Genomic DNA, 19,320 nt, shown 5'->3' with positions numbered 1-19,320 from the left:
CTGCCGCCGGCGCGGTGGCGCGCCCGGCCGCGCCGTTCCCCGCTCCCGCCCCGTCGCGCGGACCGGTCACCCCCGCGTCCACCGCGCCCACCGCCACGCAGCCCGTCCAGCAGCCCGTCCAGCAGCCCGCGGCCCGTCCCGCACCCCGCCCGGCGCCCGAGCCCGCACCCCGCCCGGCGCCCGAGCCGACGGCCCCGCAGCCCCTCGTGGCGGGCCCGCTCGACATCCTCCCCGGGGGTGGGCGCCGCCGTGGTCGTCGCAGCCTCTTCGGCGGCGGCAGCCGGCCCGCCCCGGCGGCGACCGCTCCGGCGTCCCGCGCCGGTCAGCAGGGCGGGGACGCGACGTGGCCCACGTCCTGGCCGACGGCTGCCCCGACCCCGGCCACCGCGACGGCTCCGACTCCGACGGCTCCGACGGCCTCGACCGCCCCGGCCCGGCCGGGACCGGCCGCCACTCCCGCCGGCGCCGTCCCCGGCCCGCTCCTGCCCTCCGGCCCCGCGGCCCCCGTGCCGGCCGGCTCCGGGGTGCCTGCGCCGTCCGCCACGCCCACCCGGATCCCGGCCCAGGCGGGTCCCGGCCCGGCCCTCCCGGTGCCGACCGCCGGCCCGGCCGCCGCCGCGAACCCGTCCGGCCAGGTCACGGCCGCCGACCCGGACGCCGTCCGGCAGCGCTCGATGCTCGCCTCGGAGGCGCTCAGCGAGCTCAGCCGGCTCTCGACGTACAGCCCGAGCGCGGTGGGGGGCGGCGGCGGTCCCGCGCCGCTCGTCCGCCGCCAGCCGGCGGCGACTCCGGCCGCCAAGGTCGAGGCCGCTCCTGCCGCACCGAGCGAGCGCCGGCAGCGCAGCGCCGCCGACGTCCGGAGCATGCTCACCGGCTTCACCTCGGGCGTGAGCCGCGCCCGCGCCGGTGAGGACGACGGGGACGGCGAGCCCGCGTCCCTCGTCCCCGGCGGCCGGCCCGCCGCCCGCCCGACCGCGGTGGATGGTCCCGTCCCGGGCCCGGCCCACCAGACCCGCACGACCGACACCGACGCACGACCGACCGACGGAGGACCGCGACCGTGACCACGATGAGCACTGAGGCCACCAACTTCAGCTGGCTGCTCGACAACTTCGTCCGGAGCGTGCCGGGGGTGTCGCACACCCTCGTCGTCTCGGCGGACGGCCTCCTCATGGCCATGTCGGACCAGCTCGACCGGACCCAGGGCGACCAGCTCGCCGCGATCGTCTCCGGCATCTCCTCGCTCACGCGGGGCGCCGCCCGGCAGCTGCGCGGCGGGGAGGTGCGTCAGGCGATCGTCGAGATGGACAACATCTTCCTGTTCTCGATGGCGATCTCCGACGGCTCCGTCCTCGCCGTCATGGCCGACGCGGGCTGCGACGTCGGCCTCATCGGCTACGAGATGGCGCTGCTGGTCAGCCGCACCGAGGCGACCCTCACGCCGCAGCTCGTCAGCGAGATGCGCTCCCGCCTGCCGGTCTCGGGCGCGCTGCGCCCCGGGCTGGTCTGAGCGGGCCGAGCGACCCGCGACCCCACCACCTCGACCGACGAGCAGGAAGGCAGCCGACGTGGACGATCCGCGCCGCCCGGCCCCACCGGGCCGCCACGCCGACGGCGACGACTTCGCCGTCCGGCCCTACGCCCTCACGCGCGGGCGCACCCGCCACGGTGGCGCCGCGGCGCTTCCGCTGGAGGCACTCGTGCAGGCGCTCGCCCGCCCGAGCGTGTCCGACACCCCGGAGAAGCGCCGCATCCTCGAGCTGTGCGCGGACCGGTTCGAGTCCGTCGCGGAGATCGGCGCCCACCTGTCCCTGCCCGTCGGCGTCGTCCGCATCGTCGTCGGTGACCTCGTGGAGTCCGGCCAGGTCCGCGTCCACGGCCTCACCAGCCCCACCTCGTCCTCGTCGTCCTCGATCTCGCTGAGCGTTCTGGAGAGTGTTCTCGATGGCATTTCCTCCCTCTGACACCGTGGCGCCCGCCGGCCCCGCGCCCGGGGCCGTCGTGGCACCGACCGTCGTCAAGATCGTCGTCGCGGGCGGCTTCGCCGTCGGCAAGACGACCTTCATCGGCTCGATCAGCGACATCGAGCCGCTGTCGACCGAGGCTGCGATGACCGAGCACTCCCTCGGCGTCGACGACGCCGGCGGCGTGAGCGACCGGAAGACCACGACGACGGTCGCGATGGACTTCGGGCGCATCGGCCTGCCCGGCGACCTGTGGCTGTACCTGTTCGGCACCCCCGGCCAGGACCGCTTCCTCTTCATGTGGGACGACCTTGTGCGCGGCGCGATCGGCGCGGTCGTCCTCGTCGACACCGACCGGCTCGAGCAGTGCTTCCCGGCGGTCGACTACTTCGAGTCCCGCGGCATCCCGTTCGTCGTCGCCGTCAACTGCTTCGACGGGGTCGCCAAGCACCACCTCGAGGACGTCCGCGAGGCGCTGCAGGTGCCCGCGCACGTGCCCTTCCTCTACACCGACGCGCGGTCGCGGGCGGCCACGAAGCAGGCGCTCGTCGGCGTCGTCAAGCTCGCCATGGAGCGGGCGCGGGCGGAGGCCGCCCAGCCCGTCGGCTGAGCGGCCGGCCCCGCCGTGCCCGGCGGCGGGGCGACGGTTGTCCGCGCCCGACCCGTTCACTTCTGGAAGGTCCCATCTTGGGTTTTGCTTGACGCGCGCTATAAGCCTGGGTGAGCATCTGGTCGCGGCGCCGCACGACGGCGGTGCCGCGCGCTCCGCCCCGTCCGGGGCATCGGACGACGCCGGCGAGGACGCCGGCCCCAGGAGGACCCCTCTACATGACGACGACGTCCCGGCCGCCACGGCGGCCGTCCCGACCCAGACTCCCCGCCGCGGTCACCGCGGTGGCGCTCGGCGGCAGCATGCTCGCCGGCTCCCTCGTCGCGGCCTCCCCCGCCGCGGCCGCCCCCCCGGCCGGCGAGGAGCCGGGCGTCACCATGCGCACCTACTTCACCGGCCCGCTGGAGGGCCTGTGCGAGATCAAGGACGGCACGACGCCCAACGTCGACAAGCTGATGGGCGCGATCGACTGGACGACCGCCGAGCAGTTCGGCCGGGAGGACAACTTCCTCACCGAGGTCACCGCGAACCTCACCGTGCCCACCGACGGCACGTACGAGTTCCGCCTCACCAGCGACGACGGCTCGCGTCTGACGGTCGGCGACCAGGTCGTCGTCGACAACGACGGTCTCCACGGCACCGAGAGCCTCGAGGGCGCGATCGGCCTGACCGCCGGCGTGCACCCGATCGTCGTCGACTTCTTCGAGGCCGGTGGCGGGCAGGTGCTGAAGCTCGAGTGGCGCACCCCCGACGCCACCGACTTCGTCGTGGTCCCCACCGACGTGCTGTCCACCGAGGCCGGCGTCGTGCGCGTCACCGCCCCGGGCACGAAGTTCTGCGAGGGCGCCACCGACTCCCCCGGGGACGGCCTCCGCCTGGAGTCGGTCCACCCCGGCTACGACCTCGTCGACCTGCGTCCCGAGGGCTTCCAGCCCATGGTCTCCGGCCTCGACATGACCGACGACGGCCAGCTCCTCGTCCTGACCTCGGGCGCGGTGAGCCCGGCCGGCTACCCGGACGAGCCCACCCCGGGCGAGGTCTTCCTCATGACGGGCGCCGAGACGGCCGACGGCCCCGAGGACGTCACCTACACGAAGATCGCCACCGACCTCGTCACCCCCATGGGCATCGACGTCGTCGGCGACTCGATCTGGGTCTCGGAGAAGTACGGCCTCACCGAGCTGACCCCTGACACCGACGGTGACGGGCTCATGGAGCACCGCACGCACGCCACGTGGCCCAACGGCGGCAACTTCCACGAGTTCGCCTTCGGCCTGCTGCACGACGAGGACTACTTCTACGTCAGCCGGTCGGTGGCCATCAACAACGGTGGCGCCACCACGAACCCCCAGCCCGGCGAGAACCCCGGCACGAGCATCAGGATCGACCGCGAGACCGGTGAGGTCAGCCTCATCGCGGGCGGCCTGCGCACCCCCAACGGCATGGGCTGGGGCCCGGACGACTCGCTGCTCGTCATGGACAACCAGGGCTCCTGGCTGCCGGCCAACAAGATGGTCCACATCAAGCAGGACCGCTTCTTCAACCACTACACGAACCCGCCCGGGCCCTTCGACGACCAGCCCGTGACCGAGCCGGTCGTGTGGATCCCGCAGAACGAGATCGGCAACTCGCCGACGACGCCGGTGATGGTCGAGCAGGGCGTCTACGCGGGTCAGATGATCTTCGGCGACGTCACGTACGGCGGTCTCCAGCGGGCCTTCCTCGAGGAGGTCGACGGCGAGCTCCAGGGCGCCGTCTTCCGCTACAGCGCGGGTCTCGAGGCCGGTGTCAACCGCACCATCATCGCGCCCGACGGCACCGTCTACGTCGGCGGCATCGGCGAGGCCGGCAACTGGAGCGAGCCCGGCAAGCTCCGCTACGGCCTGCAGAAGCTCGTCCCCAACGGCGGCGTGCCCTTCGACATGCAGTCGATGGAGGTCGTCGAGGGCGGCTTCGAGATCACCTACACCGAGCCGCTGTCGGCCGAGGCCGTCGAGGGCATCGCGGACGCGTACGAGCTCCAGCAGTGGCGCTACATCCCGACGCCGTCCTACGGCGGGCCCAAGATCGACGAGGAGCCCCTCTTCGTCGACGAGGCGACCGTCTCCGAGGACCGGACGACGGTGACGCTGCAGATCGGCGGGCTCGAGCCCGGCCGCGTCGTGCACCTGCGCTCCCCGCGTCCCTTCGCCTCCGAGGCCGGCGACGAGCTGTGGAACACCGAGGCCTGGTACACCCTCAACTCGCTGCCCGGCTACGTGGCCCCCGCCGACCGCGGGTACTACGAGGCGGAGGACGCGACGCTGCGCTTCGGCGCCACCGTGCAGACCGAGCACAGCGGCTACTCCGGCGCGGGCTTCGCGGGCGGCTTCTTCAACGCCGGCGCCGAGCTCACCTTCTCCACCTCGGTGGAGGAGGCCGGCACCTACCCGGTGAACATCCGCTTCGCCAACGGCCCCAACCCGTTCTCCGGCACCAAGACGGTCGCGCTGTACGTCAACGGCGAGAAGGTCGACCCGCTCGCCTTCCCCGACACGGGCAGCTGGAAGACGTGGCAGTGGCTCACCCGCGACCTCGCGCTGCAGGCCGGGGACAACACCATCACGCTGAAGTACGACGACGACGTCGACGGCAACGTCAACCTGGACGTGCTGTCGATCGGCGAGGAGCGCGACATCTGCGCCCCGACCCCGGCGGACGAGGGCTACACGGCCCTGTTCGACGGCACGCTCGCCTCGCTCGACAGCTGGCGCATGGCGGGGCCGGGCTCGTTCGGCCGCGTCGACGACTGCAGCATCCGCGGTGAGGGCGGCCTCGGGCTGCTGTGGTTCACCGAGCAGCAGTTCAGCGACCAGTACACGCTCGCGCTGGACTGGAAGCTCATCAAGGACGACAACGGCGGCGTCTTCGTCGGGTTCCCGAACCCCGGCAACGACCCGTGGGTGGCCGTCAACCAGGGCTACGAGATCCAGATCGACGCGACCGACGCCGACGACCGCACCACCGGTGCGATCTACACGTTCCAGGGCGCCGACCTCGACGCCGTGGAGCAGGCCCTCAACCCGGTCGGGCGCTGGAACTCCTACGAGATCCAGGTCGACGGCGACCGCATCCGGGTCACCCTCAACGGCACGCTGGTGAACGACTTCACCAGCACCGACCCCGCCCGTGACCTGGCCGGCTTCATCGGCGTCCAGAACCACGGCGGCGGCGAGACGGTCTACTACCGCGACATCCAGATCAAGGGCGGCGTCGACTTCGCCGGCACCTACGAGGCCGAGGACGCCCAGCTGCTCGGCAGCGCGAACGTGGGCACCGAGCACGCCGGCTTCTCCGGCAGCGGCTACGTCCAGGGCATCGAGAACGTGGGCGCGGGGGTGACCTTCGACGTGGAGGTCGACGCCGACGGCACGTACCCGCTGCACCTCGGCTACGCCAACGGCCCCAACCCCTTCGACGGCGACAAGACCATGTCGCTGTTCGTCAACGGCCAGGAGCAGGACGAGCTCGTCCTGCCCCGGCTCGGGGACTGGAAGACCTGGGGCACCGTGGTCCGCTCCGTGGACCTGCAGCAGGGCGCCAACACCGTGACCGTCCGCTACGACGACGGGGACGACGGCCACGTCAACCTCGACGTCCTGCGGGTCGGCGAGGTCCAGGTCGAGCCGGTCTACATCGGCACGTACGAGGCCGAGGAGGCGCAGCTCGGTGGCAACGCGAGCACCAGCACGGAGCACGCCGGGTACTCCGGCGCCGGCTACGTGCAGGGCTTCTGGCAGCAGGGCGCCGAGGTCACCTTCTCCGTGGACGTGCCCGAGCGCGGCCGCTACCCGCTGACCCTGCGGTACGCGAACGGCCCCAACCCGTTCGACGGGGACAAGACCGTCTCCATGTACGTCAACGGCACCGAGGTGGAGCAGCTCGTGCTGCCCCGCACCGGCACGTGGGCGACGTGGGGCACCGTGGTCCGCGAGGCCGCCCTCGAGGCGGGCAGCAACACGGTGACCATCCGCTACGAGGACGGCGACGACGGCAACGTCAACCTCGACGTGCTCAAGGTGGGCGAGTCCCTCGGCCCGGTGCTCGTCGGCAGCTACGAGGCCGAGGAGGCCGAGCTCGCCGGCAGCGCGAACACCAGCACGGAGCACGCCGGGTACTCCGGCACCGGCTACGTGCAGGGCTTCGGCGACGTCGGCGCCGGGGTCACGTTCGCGATCGAGGTGCCCGAGGACGGGACCTACCCGCTGCACCTCGTGTACTCCAACGGCCCCAACCCGTTCGACGGGGACAAGACGGTGTCGCTGTACGTCGACGGCGAGAAGGTCGACCAGTGGCTGCTGCCCCGCACCGGCACCTGGAAGGTGTGGGCCACGGCGATCCGCGAGGTCGCCCTCTCCGAGGGCGCCCACACGGTCTCCATCCGCCACGACGACGGGGACGACGGCCACGTCAACCTCGACGCGCTGCTCGTGGAGGCGGCCGTGGGCACCACCGAGCCGGAGGACACGACGGCCCCGGTGACCGAGGCGAGCGTCTCGGGCACCGCGGTGGAGGGCTGGTACACCGAGGCGCCCACCGTCACGCTCACCGCGACCGACGACCGCGAGGTCGCCGGCACGGAGATGTCGCTCGACGGCGGCGACTGGGTCGCCTACACCGAGCCGGTCACCGTGACCGGCGAGGGCGAGCACGTCCTGCGGTTCCGCTCCACGGACGCCGCCGGCAACGTGGAGGAGGCGCAGGAGCTCGTGCTGCGCGTCGACACCCGGGCCCCGGAGATCGCCTTCGACGGCGCCCGCGCGTACACGGTCGACGAGACCGTGGCCGTGACGTGCACCGCCACCGACCCCGAGCCCGGCTCGGGTCTCGCGGAGGACACGTGCGAGGGCGTCGAGGGCGAGGCGTGGACCTTCGGCACCGGTGAGCACGAGGTCACCGCCTCGGCCACCGACGTCGCGGGCAACAGCTCGACGGCCTCGGCGACCTTCACCGTCGAGGTGACCTACGGCTCGCTGGCGGTGCTCGTCGACCGGTTCGTCGACGACGAGTCCGTCGCGGCGGGTCTGGTCGACAAGCTCGAGGCGGCCGAGAGCGCAGCTCGTGAGAAGACCCGGGCGAATGTGCTCCGGGCCTTCGAGCGGCAGCTCGACGCGGCCGTCGGCAAGTCGGTCGACGCCGACGAGGCCGACGCGCTGCGCACGCTCGCCCGCGAGCTGCGGTGAGCGACCGGGCCGGCCGGTCGCCCAGCGGCCGGTCGGCCCGGTGAGCAGGTACGGACCAGGACGGCCGGTGGGAACCCTCCCACCGGCCGTCCGGCCGTCCGTCCTCGCCAGGTCGGCCCCGGTGGGGGCACAATCCGTCCGCACACGCGGCGTTACCCCGCGACGGAGTGGGGGAGGTGGACCGTTGGCGTCGATCGAGGACGTCGCCCGGGCGACGGGCGTCTCGACCGCCACCGTGTCGCGCGCCCTGCGCGGGCTCGGCTCGGTGGCCGAGCCGACGCGCGTGCGTGTGCAGCGGGCGGCGCAGACCCTCGGGTACGTGCCGTCGGCCGCCGCGGCGAGCCTGGCCAGCGGCCGGACGAAGGCGGTCGGGCTCGTCACCCCGCACGTGTCGCGCTGGTTCTTCTCCGTGGCCATCGAGACGATCGAGGCCGTCCTGCGGACGCACGGCTACGACGTCCTGCTCGTCATCCTCCCGCCGGGCGACCAGGTGCGCCCCGGGCCCGGGGCGATCGTGCCGCCGTCGCGGCCGACCATCGAGACCGAGCTGCTGCGCAAGCGGGTCGACGCGACGGTCGTGCTCACCCTGCCGCTCGTGCACCGGGAGCTGCAGACGCTGCGCGGCCTCGGCCACGCCGTCGTCAACGTCGGCGACGTCGTGCCCGGGCTGCCCTCCTTCGGCATCGACGACGTCGAGGTCGGCCGGCTCGCCACACGGCACCTGCTCGACCTCGGCCACACCGACGTCCACCTGGTCGGCGGCAGCGGCGACGAGCCCGGCGGGTGGGGACCCACGCGCGACCGCTACGTCGGCTACCGCGAGGTGATGGAGGCGGCCGGGCTGCGCGCGCGCCCCGCCATCAGCTGCGACCTCACCGTCGCGGAGGGCCGCCGGGCCGCCCGCGAGCTGCTCGCGCGCCCTGCCCTGCCGACCGGGCTGGTCGCGACCTCCGACGAGCTCGCGATCGGGCTGCTGCACGAGCTGCGGCTCGCGGGCGTCGCCGTGCCGGGCGACGTGTCGGTCGTCGGGGTCGACGACCACCCGCACGCCGAGCTGCACGACCTCACGACCATCGCGCAGCCCGTCGCGGAGCAGGCGGAGGCGGCCGCGCGCTGGCTGCTGCGCCTGCTCGGCACCGCCGGGCCGGTCGCCGGCCGGCTCCCCGCGGACTGGGACCGTCACGTCGAACGGCTCCCCACCGCGCTCGTCGTCCGCGGCTCGACCGCACGCGCGCGCGTCCGGCAACAGAGGTGACACGGCCACCGCACAGCCCGTGACCAGCGGCGGGCCAGCACGGTCACGTTGCCGGATCGTTACGCCGACGTGACGGTTCACGCTTGTGCACCCCTGCTGCAAGCGTTTACATACGGCTGTCAGCGGGCGGTGTCGAGGCTGTCCCGGCTAGCCATCAACGAGGAGGCAACACATGCGGATCCGCCTCAACAAGCGTGCGGCCACAGCCGTGAGCGCCGGTGTCGGCGTCTCGCTGCTGCTCGCCGCGTGCGGCGCGGATGCCATCGAGGGCGCCGGCGACGACGCCAGCGGCGGCGGTGCGGACGTCGCGAGCAGCGAGATCGACTGCGCGCCGTACGAGGAGTTCGGCGACATCGAGGGCGAGACGGTCAACCTCTACACCTCGATCCTCCCGCCGGAGGACCAGCCGTACATCGACGCGTTCACCCCGTTCGAGGAGTGCACGGGCGTCGACGTCGTCTACGAGGGCTCCGGCGAGTTCGAGGCCCAGCTCCTCGTGCGCACCGAGGCGGGCAACCCGCCGGACATCGCGCTGTTCCCGCAGCCGGGCCTGCTGCAGACCGTCGTGCGCGACACGGGCGCCGTCGTCCCCGCCCCCGACCAGGTCGAGGCCGCGGTCGACGAGTACTACGGCGAGGACTGGAAGGCCTACGGCACCGTCGACGACGAGTTCTACGCCGCGCCGAACAGCGCGAACGTGAAGTCGTTCGTGTGGTACTCCCCGAGCGCCTTCGAGGAGGCCGGCTACGAGGTGCCCGAGACGTGGGAGGACATGCTCGCCCTGTCCGACCAGATCGTCGCGGACAACCCCGACGGCGGGGTGAAGCCGTGGTGCGCGGGCATCGGCTCCGGTGACGCCACCGGCTGGCCGGCGACGGACTGGATGGAGGACGTCATGCTCCGGCTCAACGGGCCGGAGGTGTACGACCAGTGGGTCAACCACGAGATCCCCTTCGACGACCCGCAGGTCGCGGCCGTCCTCGAGGAGGTCGGCGGCATCCTCAAGAACCCCGACTACGTCAACGGCGGCATCGGTGACGTCCAGTCAATCGCGTCGACCACGTTCCAGGACGCCGGTCTGCCGATCCTCGACGGGCAGTGCTTCATGCACCGCCAGGCGTCGTTCTACGCGGCCAACTGGCCGGAGGGCACCACGGTGGCCGAGGACGGCGACGTCTTCGCCTTCTACCTGCCGCCGATCAACGAGGAGTTCGGCAACCCCGTCCTCGGTGGTGGCGAGTTCGTCGGCGCCTTCAACGACAACCCCGCCACCCAGGCGTTCCAGCTGTACATGACCTCCCCCGACTTCGTGAACCTGCGGGCGCAGGGCGGTCAGTTCATCCCGCCGAACAGCGAGCTGGACACCTCCAACCTCACCAACCCCATCGACGAGCTCTCCGCGGAGCTGCTCACCGACGAGAACGCGACGTTCCGCTTCGACGCCTCCGACCTCATGCCGGGCGCCGTCGGCGCCGGGTCGTTCTGGTCGGAGATGACGGCGTGGATCGCCGAGGACAAGCCGAACGAGGAAGTGCTCAGCTCCATCGAGCAGTCCTGGCCCTGATGCACCCCGGCCCCGCCGGACGGTCTTCCGACCGTCCGGCGGGGCCTCGCACCACCGGGCCCACGTGGGTAGCGTGGGTCCCAGGGTGGTCGCGGACGACGGAGTCCACGACCTTCCCGCCCCGGACATCGTCGACGAGGAGATGAACGGATCAATGGACGTCCTGCTCAACGCCAACACGGCGCCGGAGAAGCTCCTCGTGATGGTGGTGGCGATCGCGATCTTCGTCGCGGTCATGGCCCTGCTGCTGTTCCTGGTCGACCGGCCGAAGAACATCCCCAACTGGCTGGTGTTCCTCGGCTTCTTCGGTCCCGGGGCGCTGCTCATCATCTTCGGGCTCGTCAGACCCGCGATCATCACCATCTACCAGTCGTTCTTCAACCGCACGGGTGACGAGTTCATCGGCTTCGCCAACTTCGTCACGCTGTTCACCGACAACGACCTGCGCCAGGTGCTGCTCAACACCGTGATCTGGGTGTTCCTCGTCCCGATCGTGTCGGCGTTCCTCGGCCTGCTGTACGCCGTGCTCGTCGACCGCTCGCCGTTCGAGGCCGGCGCCAAGGCGCTCATCTTCCTGCCGATGTCGATCTCGTTCGTCGGGGCGGGCGTCATCTGGCGGTTCATCTACGAGTACCGGGCCGACATCGGTGACAACCAGCAGATCGGCCTCGCCAACCAGGTGCTCGTCTGGCTCGGCTTCGAGCCGTACCAGTTCCTGCTCAACTGGCCCGGCAACACGATCTTCCTCATCATCGTCATGATCTGGATCCAGACCGGCTTCGCCATGACGGTGCTGTCGGCGGCGATCAAGGCGATCCCCGACGACATCACCGAGGCGGCACGCCTCGACGGCGTCTCGGGCGGGCAGATGTTCCGCTACGTGACCGTGCCCGCCATCCGTCCCGCGCTCGTCGTGGTGCTCACGACCATCGCCATCGGCACGCTCAAGATCTTCGACATCGTCCGCACGATGACGGGCGGCAACTTCGGCACGTCGGTCGTGGCGAACGAGTTCTACACGCAGGCGTTCCGGCAGAACAACGCCGGTCTGGGCGCCGCGCTCGCCGTCATCCTGTTCGTGCTCGTGGTGCCGATCGTCCTCTACAACGTCCGCCAGATGCGCCTGTCGGAGGAGGTCCGATGAGCACGACCGACCGCAGCAGCGGCAGCCAGGCCAAGGGGTCCGTCGAGCACAAGGGCGTGATCGCTGGCGACGTGCTCGCCGGTGCACCGGAGGTGGCGGACAAGACCCGTACCCCCCGGCCGACCCGCGCCTCGAAGTTCAAGAAGGGTATGTCCAACCCGGTCGGCTCCGTCATCGCCATCGTCCTCGCGGTGCTGTGGACGATCCCGACCTTCGGCCTCGCGCTGTCGTCGATCCGGCCGGAGCAGGCGATCAAGACGACCGGCTGGTGGACGTGGTTCACCAACCCCGAGTTCACCGCCAACAACTACAACCTCGTGCTCTACGGCAGCGAGAACTTCGCCCGGTTCTTCATCAACTCCCTCGTCATCACCCTGCCCGCGGTCGCGATCCCCATCACGCTCGCGCTCCTCGCGGCGTACGCCTTCGCGTGGATCGAGTTCCCCGGCCGCGACTGGATATTCGTCGGCGTCTTCGCGCTGCAGATCGTCCCTATCCAGGTGACGCTCATCCCGCTGCTGAGCGACTACGTGGACTGGGGCCTCAACGGCAGCTTCTGGCCGATCTGGCTGTCGCACTCGATCTTCGCCCTGCCGCTGGCGATCTTCCTGCTCCACAACTTCATGAAGGACATCCCGCGCTCGCTCGTCGAGGCCGCGCGGGTCGACGGCGCCGGGCACGTGAAGATCTTCTTCCAGGTGCTCCTGCCGCTCCTCACCCCGGCCATCGCGGCCTTCGCGGTGTTCCAGTTCCTGTGGGTGTGGAACGACCTGCTCGTCGCGCTCGTGTTCGGCTCCGACCAGAACACGGCGCCGCTCACGGTCCGGCTCGCCAACCTGGTCGGCTCCCGCGGCACCGAGTGGCACCTGCTGACGGCGGGGGCCTTCATCTCGCTCATCGTGCCGCTCGTCGTGTTCCTCGCACTGCAGCGCTTCTTCGTCCGCGGCCTGCTCGCGGGCGGGGTCAAGGGCTGACGCGCTGACCGGCTGACCACAGGCCCCCCTCGGCGGGGTCGCCCCCCGAGTCACGTCCGCGCCGCCGTCCCGCTCCCTGCGGGCCGGCGGCGCGGTCGCGTCCGGGGCTAAGGACCCCGCCGCACGTGCCGATCACTCTCCTGCGCGACCACTCGGGTCGCACCGTGCCCGCAGGAGGTGCCGTGAGCGACAGCGCTGACGGGATGGACGAGATCGTCCAGGAGTTCCTCGTGGAGTCCCACGAGAACCTCGACCAGCTCGACCGCGACTTCGTGGAGCTCGAGCGCTCACCGGGGGCGCGCGAGCTGCTCGCGAGCGTGTTCCGCACCATCCACACCATCAAGGGCACGAGCGGCTTCCTCGGCTTCGGCAACCTCGAGAAGGTCACGCACGTGGGGGAGAACCTCCTCGCCCAGCTGCGCGACGGCGACCGGGTGCTCGACGCCGCCACCACCGACGTGCTGCTGCGCATGGTCGACGCCGTCCGCGAGCTGCTCGCCCTCATCGAGCAGACCGGCGTGGACGCGGGAGGCGACGTCAGCGACGTGGTCGCCGACGTCAGGGCCGTGCTCGAGGGCACCGCGCCGGCGCCCGTCGTCGCGCAGACCGTCGAGCCGTCCGCCGAGGCCGCTGCCGCACCGCTCGCGGAGGTCGTCGCCGACGAGCCCGAGGCGGCCGTCGCCGAGGACGGTCCGGAGCCCCTGCTCGACCTCCCCGCCGAGCCGGTCGCCGAGGCCGTCGCCGGCACCTGGGCCGACGGTGCGGCCGCAGCGGGCACCGCCGCTTCGGAGCCGGTCGAGCAGAAGAAGCGCAGCGCCGTCGACGGGTCCATCCGGGTCGACGTCGACGTGCTCGAGAACCTCATGCAGCTCGTCGGCGAGCTCGTGCTCAGCCGCAACCAGATCCTGCAGCTCGCCGCGGACTCCGCGGAGACCGACCTCGTGCGCTCCGCGCACCGCCTCGACCTCATCTCCTCCTCCCTGCAGGAGGCCGTGATGAAGACGCGCATGCAGCCGATGGACTACCTGTGGGCGAAGCTGCCGCGCGTCGTCCGCGACCTGTCCGCGCAGTGCGGCAAGGAGGTCGACCTCGTCATGCACGGGCGGGAGACCGAGCTCGACCGCACGCTGCTCGACGCCGTCAAGGACCCGCTCACCCACCTCGTGCGCAACGCCGTCGACCACGGCATCGAGGCCGCCGCCGTGCGCGAGGCCGCGGGCAAGCCGCGCCGCGGCACCCTCACTCTCCGCGCCTACCACGAGTCCGGCCAGGTCGTCATGGAGATCGGCGACGACGGCAAGGGCCTCGACCCCGCCGCCATCGGGCGCAAGGCCGTCGACAAGGGCCTCGTCACCGCCGACCAGCTCGCGGGCATGACGCGGCGCCAGGTGCTCGACCTCATCTTCCGGCCCGGGTTCTCCACGGCCGAGGCCGTGACGAACGTGTCGGGCCGCGGCGTCGGGATGGACGTCGTCCGCACGAACATCGAGAAGATCGGCGGCAGCGTCGACCTCACGAGCACGCCGGGCCACGGCACCGTCTGCCGGGTCACCATCCCGCTGACGCTCGCGATCATCCCGGCGCTCATCGTGCGCCAGGGCGAGGAGCGGTACGCGATCCCGCAGGCCAACCTCCTCGAGCTCGTCCGCATGAACCCCGAGGACGCGACGAGGGGCGTGGAGTACGTCGCCGGCGTGCCGGTGCACCGCCTGCGCGGGCGGCTGCTGCCGCTGCTCGACCTCGCCGAGCAGCTCGGCGTCGCCTCCGTCGGCCGCGGCGAGGCGGCCACCATCGCCGTCCTGCGCTCGGACACCGAGGAGTTCGGCCTCGTCGTCGACGAGGTCGTCGAGACCCAGGAGATCGTCGTCAAGCCGCTCGGGGCGTCCCTCACCGCGCTGCCGGCCTTCGCCGGGGCGGCGGTCATGGGCGACGGGCGGATCGCGCTCATCCTCGACGTGGCCGGCCTCGCCGCCGCGGGCAACGTCGCGTCCACCGCCGCGGCCGTCACCACGTCGCTGCAGGACGAGGCCGGCCTCGACGGCAGCGGCGACCTGCAGAGCCTGCTCGTCGTGCGCACCGAGGGCGCCCGCAACCTCGCGGTCCCGCTGGAGAAGGTGGCCCGCCTCGAGGAGGTCGAGGTCACCGCGCTCGAGCACGTCGGCGCGACGACCGTCGTGCAGTACCGGGGCGACCTGCTCCCGGTCGTCGAGCCCGACGGCGGCGGCTACGGCCCGGGGTACTCCTCCGGCTACGGCTACGACGGCTCCGGCTCCGGCTACGGCGTCCCCGGCCAGGGCGAGGCCCCGGCGCAGGAGAGCCTCGTCGTGCCGACGGTGACGATCGTCGTCTACCAGCACGCCGGGCGGCTCGTGGGCCTGCGCGTCGCGGAGATCGTCGACATCGTCGAGGTCCCGCTCGTGCTGTCCCCCATCGGCGCCCGCAGCGGCAGCCTGGGCTCGCTCGTGGTCAACGGCCACATCACCGACGTGCTCGACGTCGCCGCGCTCGCCGCCCCCTTCACATCCGACCTGCCCGACGCCTACCTCGCGGGCGAGCTGGAGGCCCACCGTGCCTACTGACCTCATCAGCCGCGACGTCCCCGGCTCCGCCGGCGCCGCCGTCGACACCGTGCAGTACTGCACCTTCTGGGTCGACGACCTCTACCTCGGCATCGACGCCCTCACGGTGCAGGAGGTGCTCCGCAACCCGGGCCTCACCCCGGTGCCCCTCGCCCCGCCCGCGGTGCGCGGCCTCATCAACCTGCGCGGGCAGATCGTCACCGCGCTCGACCTCGGCGCCCGGCTCGGCCGGACCCCGACCGAGCGGCGCATGAACGTCGTCGTCCGCACGGCCGAGGGGTCGGTGAGCCTGCTCGTCGACCGGATCGCCGACGTCGTCGAGGTGCGCCGCAGCGGCCACGAGGCCGTCCCGACGACGCTCGTCGGGGTCGCCCGCGAGCAGCTGAGCGCCACGTGCCCGCTGCCGGACTCCCTGCTCCTCGTGCTCGACGTCGCCCGCGTCACCGCGCTCCGCGTCGACGACAGCCGCTGACCTGCGCAGCACCCGCAGCACCCGCAGCACCCGCACCGTCCCGCACCCCGCCCCCACCCCGCCGCACCCCGGCCCCTCCCAGGAGAGACACCCATGAGCACGTCCACGGTCCGTCGCCGCCGCTCGTTCACGAGCTGGCCGCTGTCCCTCAAGCTCGGCACCCTCGTCGGCCTCGTGGTCGCCGTCCTCGTGGGCGTGGCCGTCAGCAACCAGCTGGTGAGCGACCACCGCACGGCCACCAACCGCGAGTTCCGGGACCTCGAGTACGCGCAGGGCGCCTTCCTGCAGCTGGCGAACCGGGCCTCCGAGCACAAGGCGACCGCCTACGTCGCCGCGCTCGGCGGCGACCTGGACGACGCCGACGCGTCGTTCGCCGAGGACCAGGCCACCGTCCAGGAGCTGCTCGCGGAGCTCGAGGGCTACGAGGTGCCGAGCGACGTGACGGCCGAGATCGCCGACGTGTCGGGTGCGTTCGAGGTCTACGAGGCGGCGATCGGCTCCTACCTCGCCGACGTCCGCGCCGACCAGAGCGCCGCCCGTGCCCAGTGGGACCGCGTCGACGTCGCCGAGGACGAGATCGACACGCAGATGGACGAGGTCGACACGGTCCTCAGCGCGGCGATCGAGGAGTCGCTCGTCGAGACGTCCGGGCTGGGCGACCTGACGAAGCAGATCCTCTGGCTCAGCGCCGCCATCGGCATCCTCCTCGTCGGTGCTGCCGGCTTCCTCGTGTACCGCGTCACCGCGCCGCCGCTGGCCGGCACGGTCGCCTCGCTCGAGACCCTCGCCGGCGGTGACCTGCGCGTGCGCACCGAGGTCGACCGCACCGACGAGGTCGGTCGCATCGCCCACGCCGTCAACCGCCTCGCCGAGCAGCTGCGCACCTCCCTCGGCGACGTGCAGGAGGGCTCCGTCGCCCTGTCCGGCGCCGCCGGCGAGCTCGACGGCGCCGCCACCGAGGTGGCCGCCGCCGCCGAGGAGTCCGCGCAGCAGGCCAACGTCGTCGCCGCCGCCGCCGAGCAGGTCACGCGCAACGTGCAGACCGTCGCCGCCGGCGTGGAGGAGATGGGGCAGTCCATCCGCGAGATCGCCACGAGCGCGCAGGAGGCCGCCTCGGTCGCCGGCGAGGCCGTCACGGTCGCCGGCGAGGCGGGCCAGATCGTCCACCGCCTCGGCGAGTCCAGCCAGCTCATCGGCGAGGTCGTCCGCGTCATCACGTCCATCGCCGAGCAGACGAACCTGCTCGCGCTCAACGCGACCATCGAGGCCGCGCGGGCCGGCGAGGCGGGCAAGGGCTTCGCCGTCGTCGCGACCGAGGTCAAGGAGCTCGCGACGCAGACCGGCTCCGCGACCGAGGACATCGGCAAGCGGGTCGCCGCCATCCAGGCCGACTCCTCCGACGTCGTCGAGGCGATCGCCCGGATCGAGCAGACGATCGGCCGCATCCACGACATCCAGACGACGATCGCCTCGGCCGTCGAGGAGCAGACCGCCACGACCGCCGAGATGGGCCGGTCGCTGTCGGAGGCCGCCGCCGGCTCCAGCGAGATCGGCTCCGGCATCACCGCCGTCGCCGCGGCCGCGGAGGAGTCGAGCGTCCAGGCGCAGACGAGCACCGCGCACACCCGCTCGCTCAGCGCCCTCGCCGGGCGCCTCGAGGGGACGGTCCGCCGCTACACCCTCTGAGCGGTCCGCCGCCGCCCGCGCCGCCCCCGCGACCCGACCGGTCGCGGGGGCGGCGCGCGTTCGTGCCGGGGGGTCCTGCCAGAGATCGTGCCGGGGGCCGTGCCGCCCACGCTCCGCGACCGTGACCTCACTGCGGGCGCGCGGGCTCACCCGCGCGGGGGACGGGCTCGGGCAGGACCCCCCGTCCGGTGGTGTCGCGCGGGACGCGGCGGCACCACGATGTCGGCGTGCCCTACAGCCTGACGAGTGCGAGCGCCCTCGGCCTCGACCTCGCGCGCACGCCCGGCGGCGCGGGCGCTGCCGCCCAGCTCGTGCGCGGGCTGGGCGTCGACCCGGGCCCGGCCGTGCCGGGGACCGGCCCCGGGCCGTCCGACCTCGCCGAGGCGCGCGACCGCGCCGTGGCGCTGCTCGTCGCGGACGGGCCGGCCACCGTCCGCCTCGAGGACCCGCGTGACCCGCGTGAGCCGTCCAACCCGTCCGGCCCGTCGGACCCCGCCGCCGCCCGGCCCGGCGTCACCGGGGCGCTCGACGCGCTGTCCACCGCGCTGCGGCGCCTGCGGAGCACCGCCGCCGGCCTCGCCCTCGGCACGGTGCACGACCTCGTCGACCTCGCGTCCGGCCTGCCCGTCGACGCCACCGGCCGCCCCGGCGGTGCGGGCGTGCCCGGTCTCCACGTCCGGCCGGCGCGGGAGGCGGCCCTCGGGCGCGCGGTGGCCGACGCCGTGCTCGCCGAGCTCGTCCTCGCCCGCCGTGACCCCGCCGCCCCCGTCCTCGCCCGCGCGCTGCGTGCGGTCCTGGACGCGAGCGTGCTGCCCGAGGTGGGCGCCCCCGGCGACGCCCTGCCGGCCGGCGCCGTCCGGGACCTCGTCCGTGCCGTCGCCGCCGCCCACGCCGCCCGCCTGGTGCGCGTCGGCCGCACGGAGCCACCGACCGGTCTCGCCACCGGCGACGCCGCCGGCGCGTGGACGACCGCCATGCACGACGCCACCTGGGCGGTGGAGCTGACCGGACGCACCAGGCTCGCCGCGACCGCCCAGCTCGAGCTCGTCCGTGCGCTCGCCGTGTCGGGCGTCGACGCCCACTCCGCCGCCGCCGGCACGTGGAACCGGTGCAGCGGGGCGGTGCAGGCCCTCGTCGTCGCCGACCTCGTCGGCGAGGAGACGCTCTGCGCCCTGCACGCCGACCTCGCCGACGACCTGGCCTGACCGGCAGTCCGGGCCCCGGGCATCAGGTCGGGCCGGTTCCTGCCGAATAGGAGCATGGCGCCCCTCCCGGGGTGCGTCGCGCTGGGGTCGGACGACCCCCGGACGGAGGTCACGTGCAGGGCAGCCCCCGCATCAGGGTCGTCGTGGTCGACGACTCGGTCGTCGTGCGCCGTCTCGTCTCCGACGTGCTCGCCTCCGACCCCGAGATCGAGGTCGTCGCCACGAGCAGCAACGGCCGCCTCGGCGTCGACGCGGTGCGCCGGCTCCGCCCGGACGTCGTGACGATGGACATCGAGATGCCCGTCATGGACGGCATCGAGGCGGTCCGCGAGATCCGCACGACCGACCGGACCGTGCCGATCATCATGTTCAGCACCCTGACGGCCCGCGGCGCCCGCGCCACCTTCGACGCCCTCGACGCCGGCGCCACCGACTACGTGACGAAGCCGGGCCAGGCCTCGGCCGTCGGCTCCGGCCTGGACCAGGTCCGCGCGGAGCTCCTGCCCCGCGTCCGCGCCCTCGCCGCGCGGCGCCGTCCCGGCGCCCTCGGTGCCCGTCCCGCCCTCGGCGCCCCGACGTCCCGCCCGGCGACGCCCGGCCTGCCCGCCGCACGCGCGGGGCTGCTCGGCACGCCCGGCACGCCCG

14 protein-coding genes are annotated in these 19,320 nt (G+C 73.1%); all 14 read left to right on the top strand.

Annotated features, from left to right (window positions below; genetic code table 11):
- Window positions 1-590: 590 nt before the first annotated feature.
- Entirely contained in the window at window positions 591-1,064 is a 474-nt protein-coding gene (locus tag WAA21_RS16870; protein ID WP_336924012.1) for a hypothetical protein, read from the top strand.
- On the top strand, window positions 1,061-1,510 hold the full coding sequence (locus WAA21_RS16865; protein ID WP_442893306.1) for a roadblock/LC7 domain-containing protein: 450 nt from the start codon (window positions 1,061-1,063) through the stop codon (window positions 1,508-1,510). The genes WAA21_RS16870 and WAA21_RS16865 overlap by 4 nt, the downstream gene beginning before the upstream one ends.
- Before the next feature lie 58 nt (window positions 1,511-1,568).
- A complete protein-coding gene (locus WAA21_RS16860) occupies window positions 1,569-1,964 on the top strand; it encodes a DUF742 domain-containing protein (protein ID WP_336924010.1) in 396 nt (131 codons plus the stop codon).
- Window positions 1,945-2,574: a GTP-binding protein gene (locus WAA21_RS16855; RefSeq protein WP_336924009.1), complete on the top strand. Its 630-nt coding sequence runs from the start codon at window positions 1,945-1,947 to the stop codon at window positions 2,572-2,574. The genes WAA21_RS16860 and WAA21_RS16855 overlap by 20 nt, the downstream gene beginning before the upstream one ends.
- A gap of 218 nt (window positions 2,575-2,792) precedes the next feature.
- Window positions 2,793-7,796, top strand: coding sequence for a CBM35 domain-containing protein (locus tag WAA21_RS16850; RefSeq protein WP_336924008.1), 5,004 nt, complete (start codon window positions 2,793-2,795; stop codon window positions 7,794-7,796).
- Between the two features lie 184 nt (window positions 7,797-7,980).
- Window positions 7,981-9,051 (top strand): LacI family DNA-binding transcriptional regulator, encoded by a 1,071-nt coding sequence (locus WAA21_RS16845; RefSeq protein WP_336924007.1) that lies wholly within the window; start codon window positions 7,981-7,983, stop codon window positions 9,049-9,051.
- Between the two features lie 172 nt (window positions 9,052-9,223).
- A complete protein-coding gene (locus WAA21_RS16840; RefSeq protein WP_336924006.1) occupies window positions 9,224-10,615 on the top strand; it encodes an ABC transporter substrate-binding protein in 1,392 nt (463 codons plus the stop codon).
- A gap of 154 nt (window positions 10,616-10,769) precedes the next feature.
- Window positions 10,770-11,759 (top strand): carbohydrate ABC transporter permease, encoded by a 990-nt coding sequence (locus tag WAA21_RS16835; RefSeq protein ID WP_336924013.1) that lies wholly within the window; start codon window positions 10,770-10,772, stop codon window positions 11,757-11,759.
- On the top strand, window positions 11,756-12,733 hold the full coding sequence (locus WAA21_RS16830; RefSeq protein WP_336924005.1) for a carbohydrate ABC transporter permease: 978 nt from the start codon (window positions 11,756-11,758) through the stop codon (window positions 12,731-12,733). The genes WAA21_RS16835 and WAA21_RS16830 overlap by 4 nt, the downstream gene beginning before the upstream one ends.
- Window positions 12,734-12,915: 182 nt before the next feature.
- Window positions 12,916-15,312 (top strand): chemotaxis protein CheA, encoded by a 2,397-nt coding sequence (locus WAA21_RS16825; protein WP_336924004.1) that lies wholly within the window; start codon window positions 12,916-12,918, stop codon window positions 15,310-15,312.
- On the top strand, window positions 15,302-15,784 hold the full coding sequence (locus WAA21_RS16820; RefSeq protein WP_336924003.1) for a chemotaxis protein CheW: 483 nt from the start codon (window positions 15,302-15,304) through the stop codon (window positions 15,782-15,784). Before WAA21_RS16825 ends, WAA21_RS16820 begins: the two co-directional genes overlap by 11 nt.
- Window positions 15,785-15,877: 93 nt before the next feature.
- Complete coding sequence (locus WAA21_RS16815; protein ID WP_336924002.1) at window positions 15,878-17,470, top strand: methyl-accepting chemotaxis protein; 1,593 nt, start codon at window positions 15,878-15,880, stop codon at window positions 17,468-17,470.
- A 227-nt stretch (window positions 17,471-17,697) separates the two neighbouring features.
- Complete coding sequence (locus WAA21_RS16810) at window positions 17,698-18,675, top strand: hypothetical protein (RefSeq protein ID WP_336924001.1); 978 nt, start codon at window positions 17,698-17,700, stop codon at window positions 18,673-18,675.
- A gap of 113 nt (window positions 18,676-18,788) precedes the next feature.
- Window positions 18,789-19,320, top strand: a 532-nt coding sequence (locus tag WAA21_RS16805; protein WP_336924000.1) for a response regulator, incomplete at its 3' end; no start/stop codon positions are given.

This window comes from Aquipuribacter sp. SD81, from assembly GCF_037153975.1.
Classification (GTDB): Bacteria; Actinomycetota; Actinomycetes; order Actinomycetales; family JBBAYJ01; genus Aquipuribacter.
The sequence above is the reverse complement of the archived record's forward strand: the minus strand, read 5'-3'. Positions and strand labels throughout refer to the sequence as shown.

What these genes read in the sequence shown, in the direction of transcription:
- WAA21_RS16850 (WP_336924008.1), top strand. Translation starts at nt 2,793, where the DNA reads ATGACGACGACGTCCCGGCCGCCACGGCGGCCGTCCCGACCCAGACTC.
- WAA21_RS16830 (WP_336924005.1), top strand. Translation starts at nt 11,756, where the DNA reads ATGAGCACGACCGACCGCAGCAGCGGCAGCCAGGCCAAGGGGTCCGTC.
- WAA21_RS16855 (WP_336924009.1), top strand. Translation starts at nt 1,945, where the DNA reads ATGGCATTTCCTCCCTCTGACACCGTGGCGCCCGCCGGCCCCGCGCCC.
- WAA21_RS16815 (WP_336924002.1), top strand. Translation starts at nt 15,878, where the DNA reads ATGAGCACGTCCACGGTCCGTCGCCGCCGCTCGTTCACGAGCTGGCCG.
- WAA21_RS16835 (WP_336924013.1), top strand. Translation starts at nt 10,770, where the DNA reads ATGGACGTCCTGCTCAACGCCAACACGGCGCCGGAGAAGCTCCTCGTG.
- WAA21_RS16840 (WP_336924006.1), top strand. Translation starts at nt 9,224, where the DNA reads ATGCGGATCCGCCTCAACAAGCGTGCGGCCACAGCCGTGAGCGCCGGT.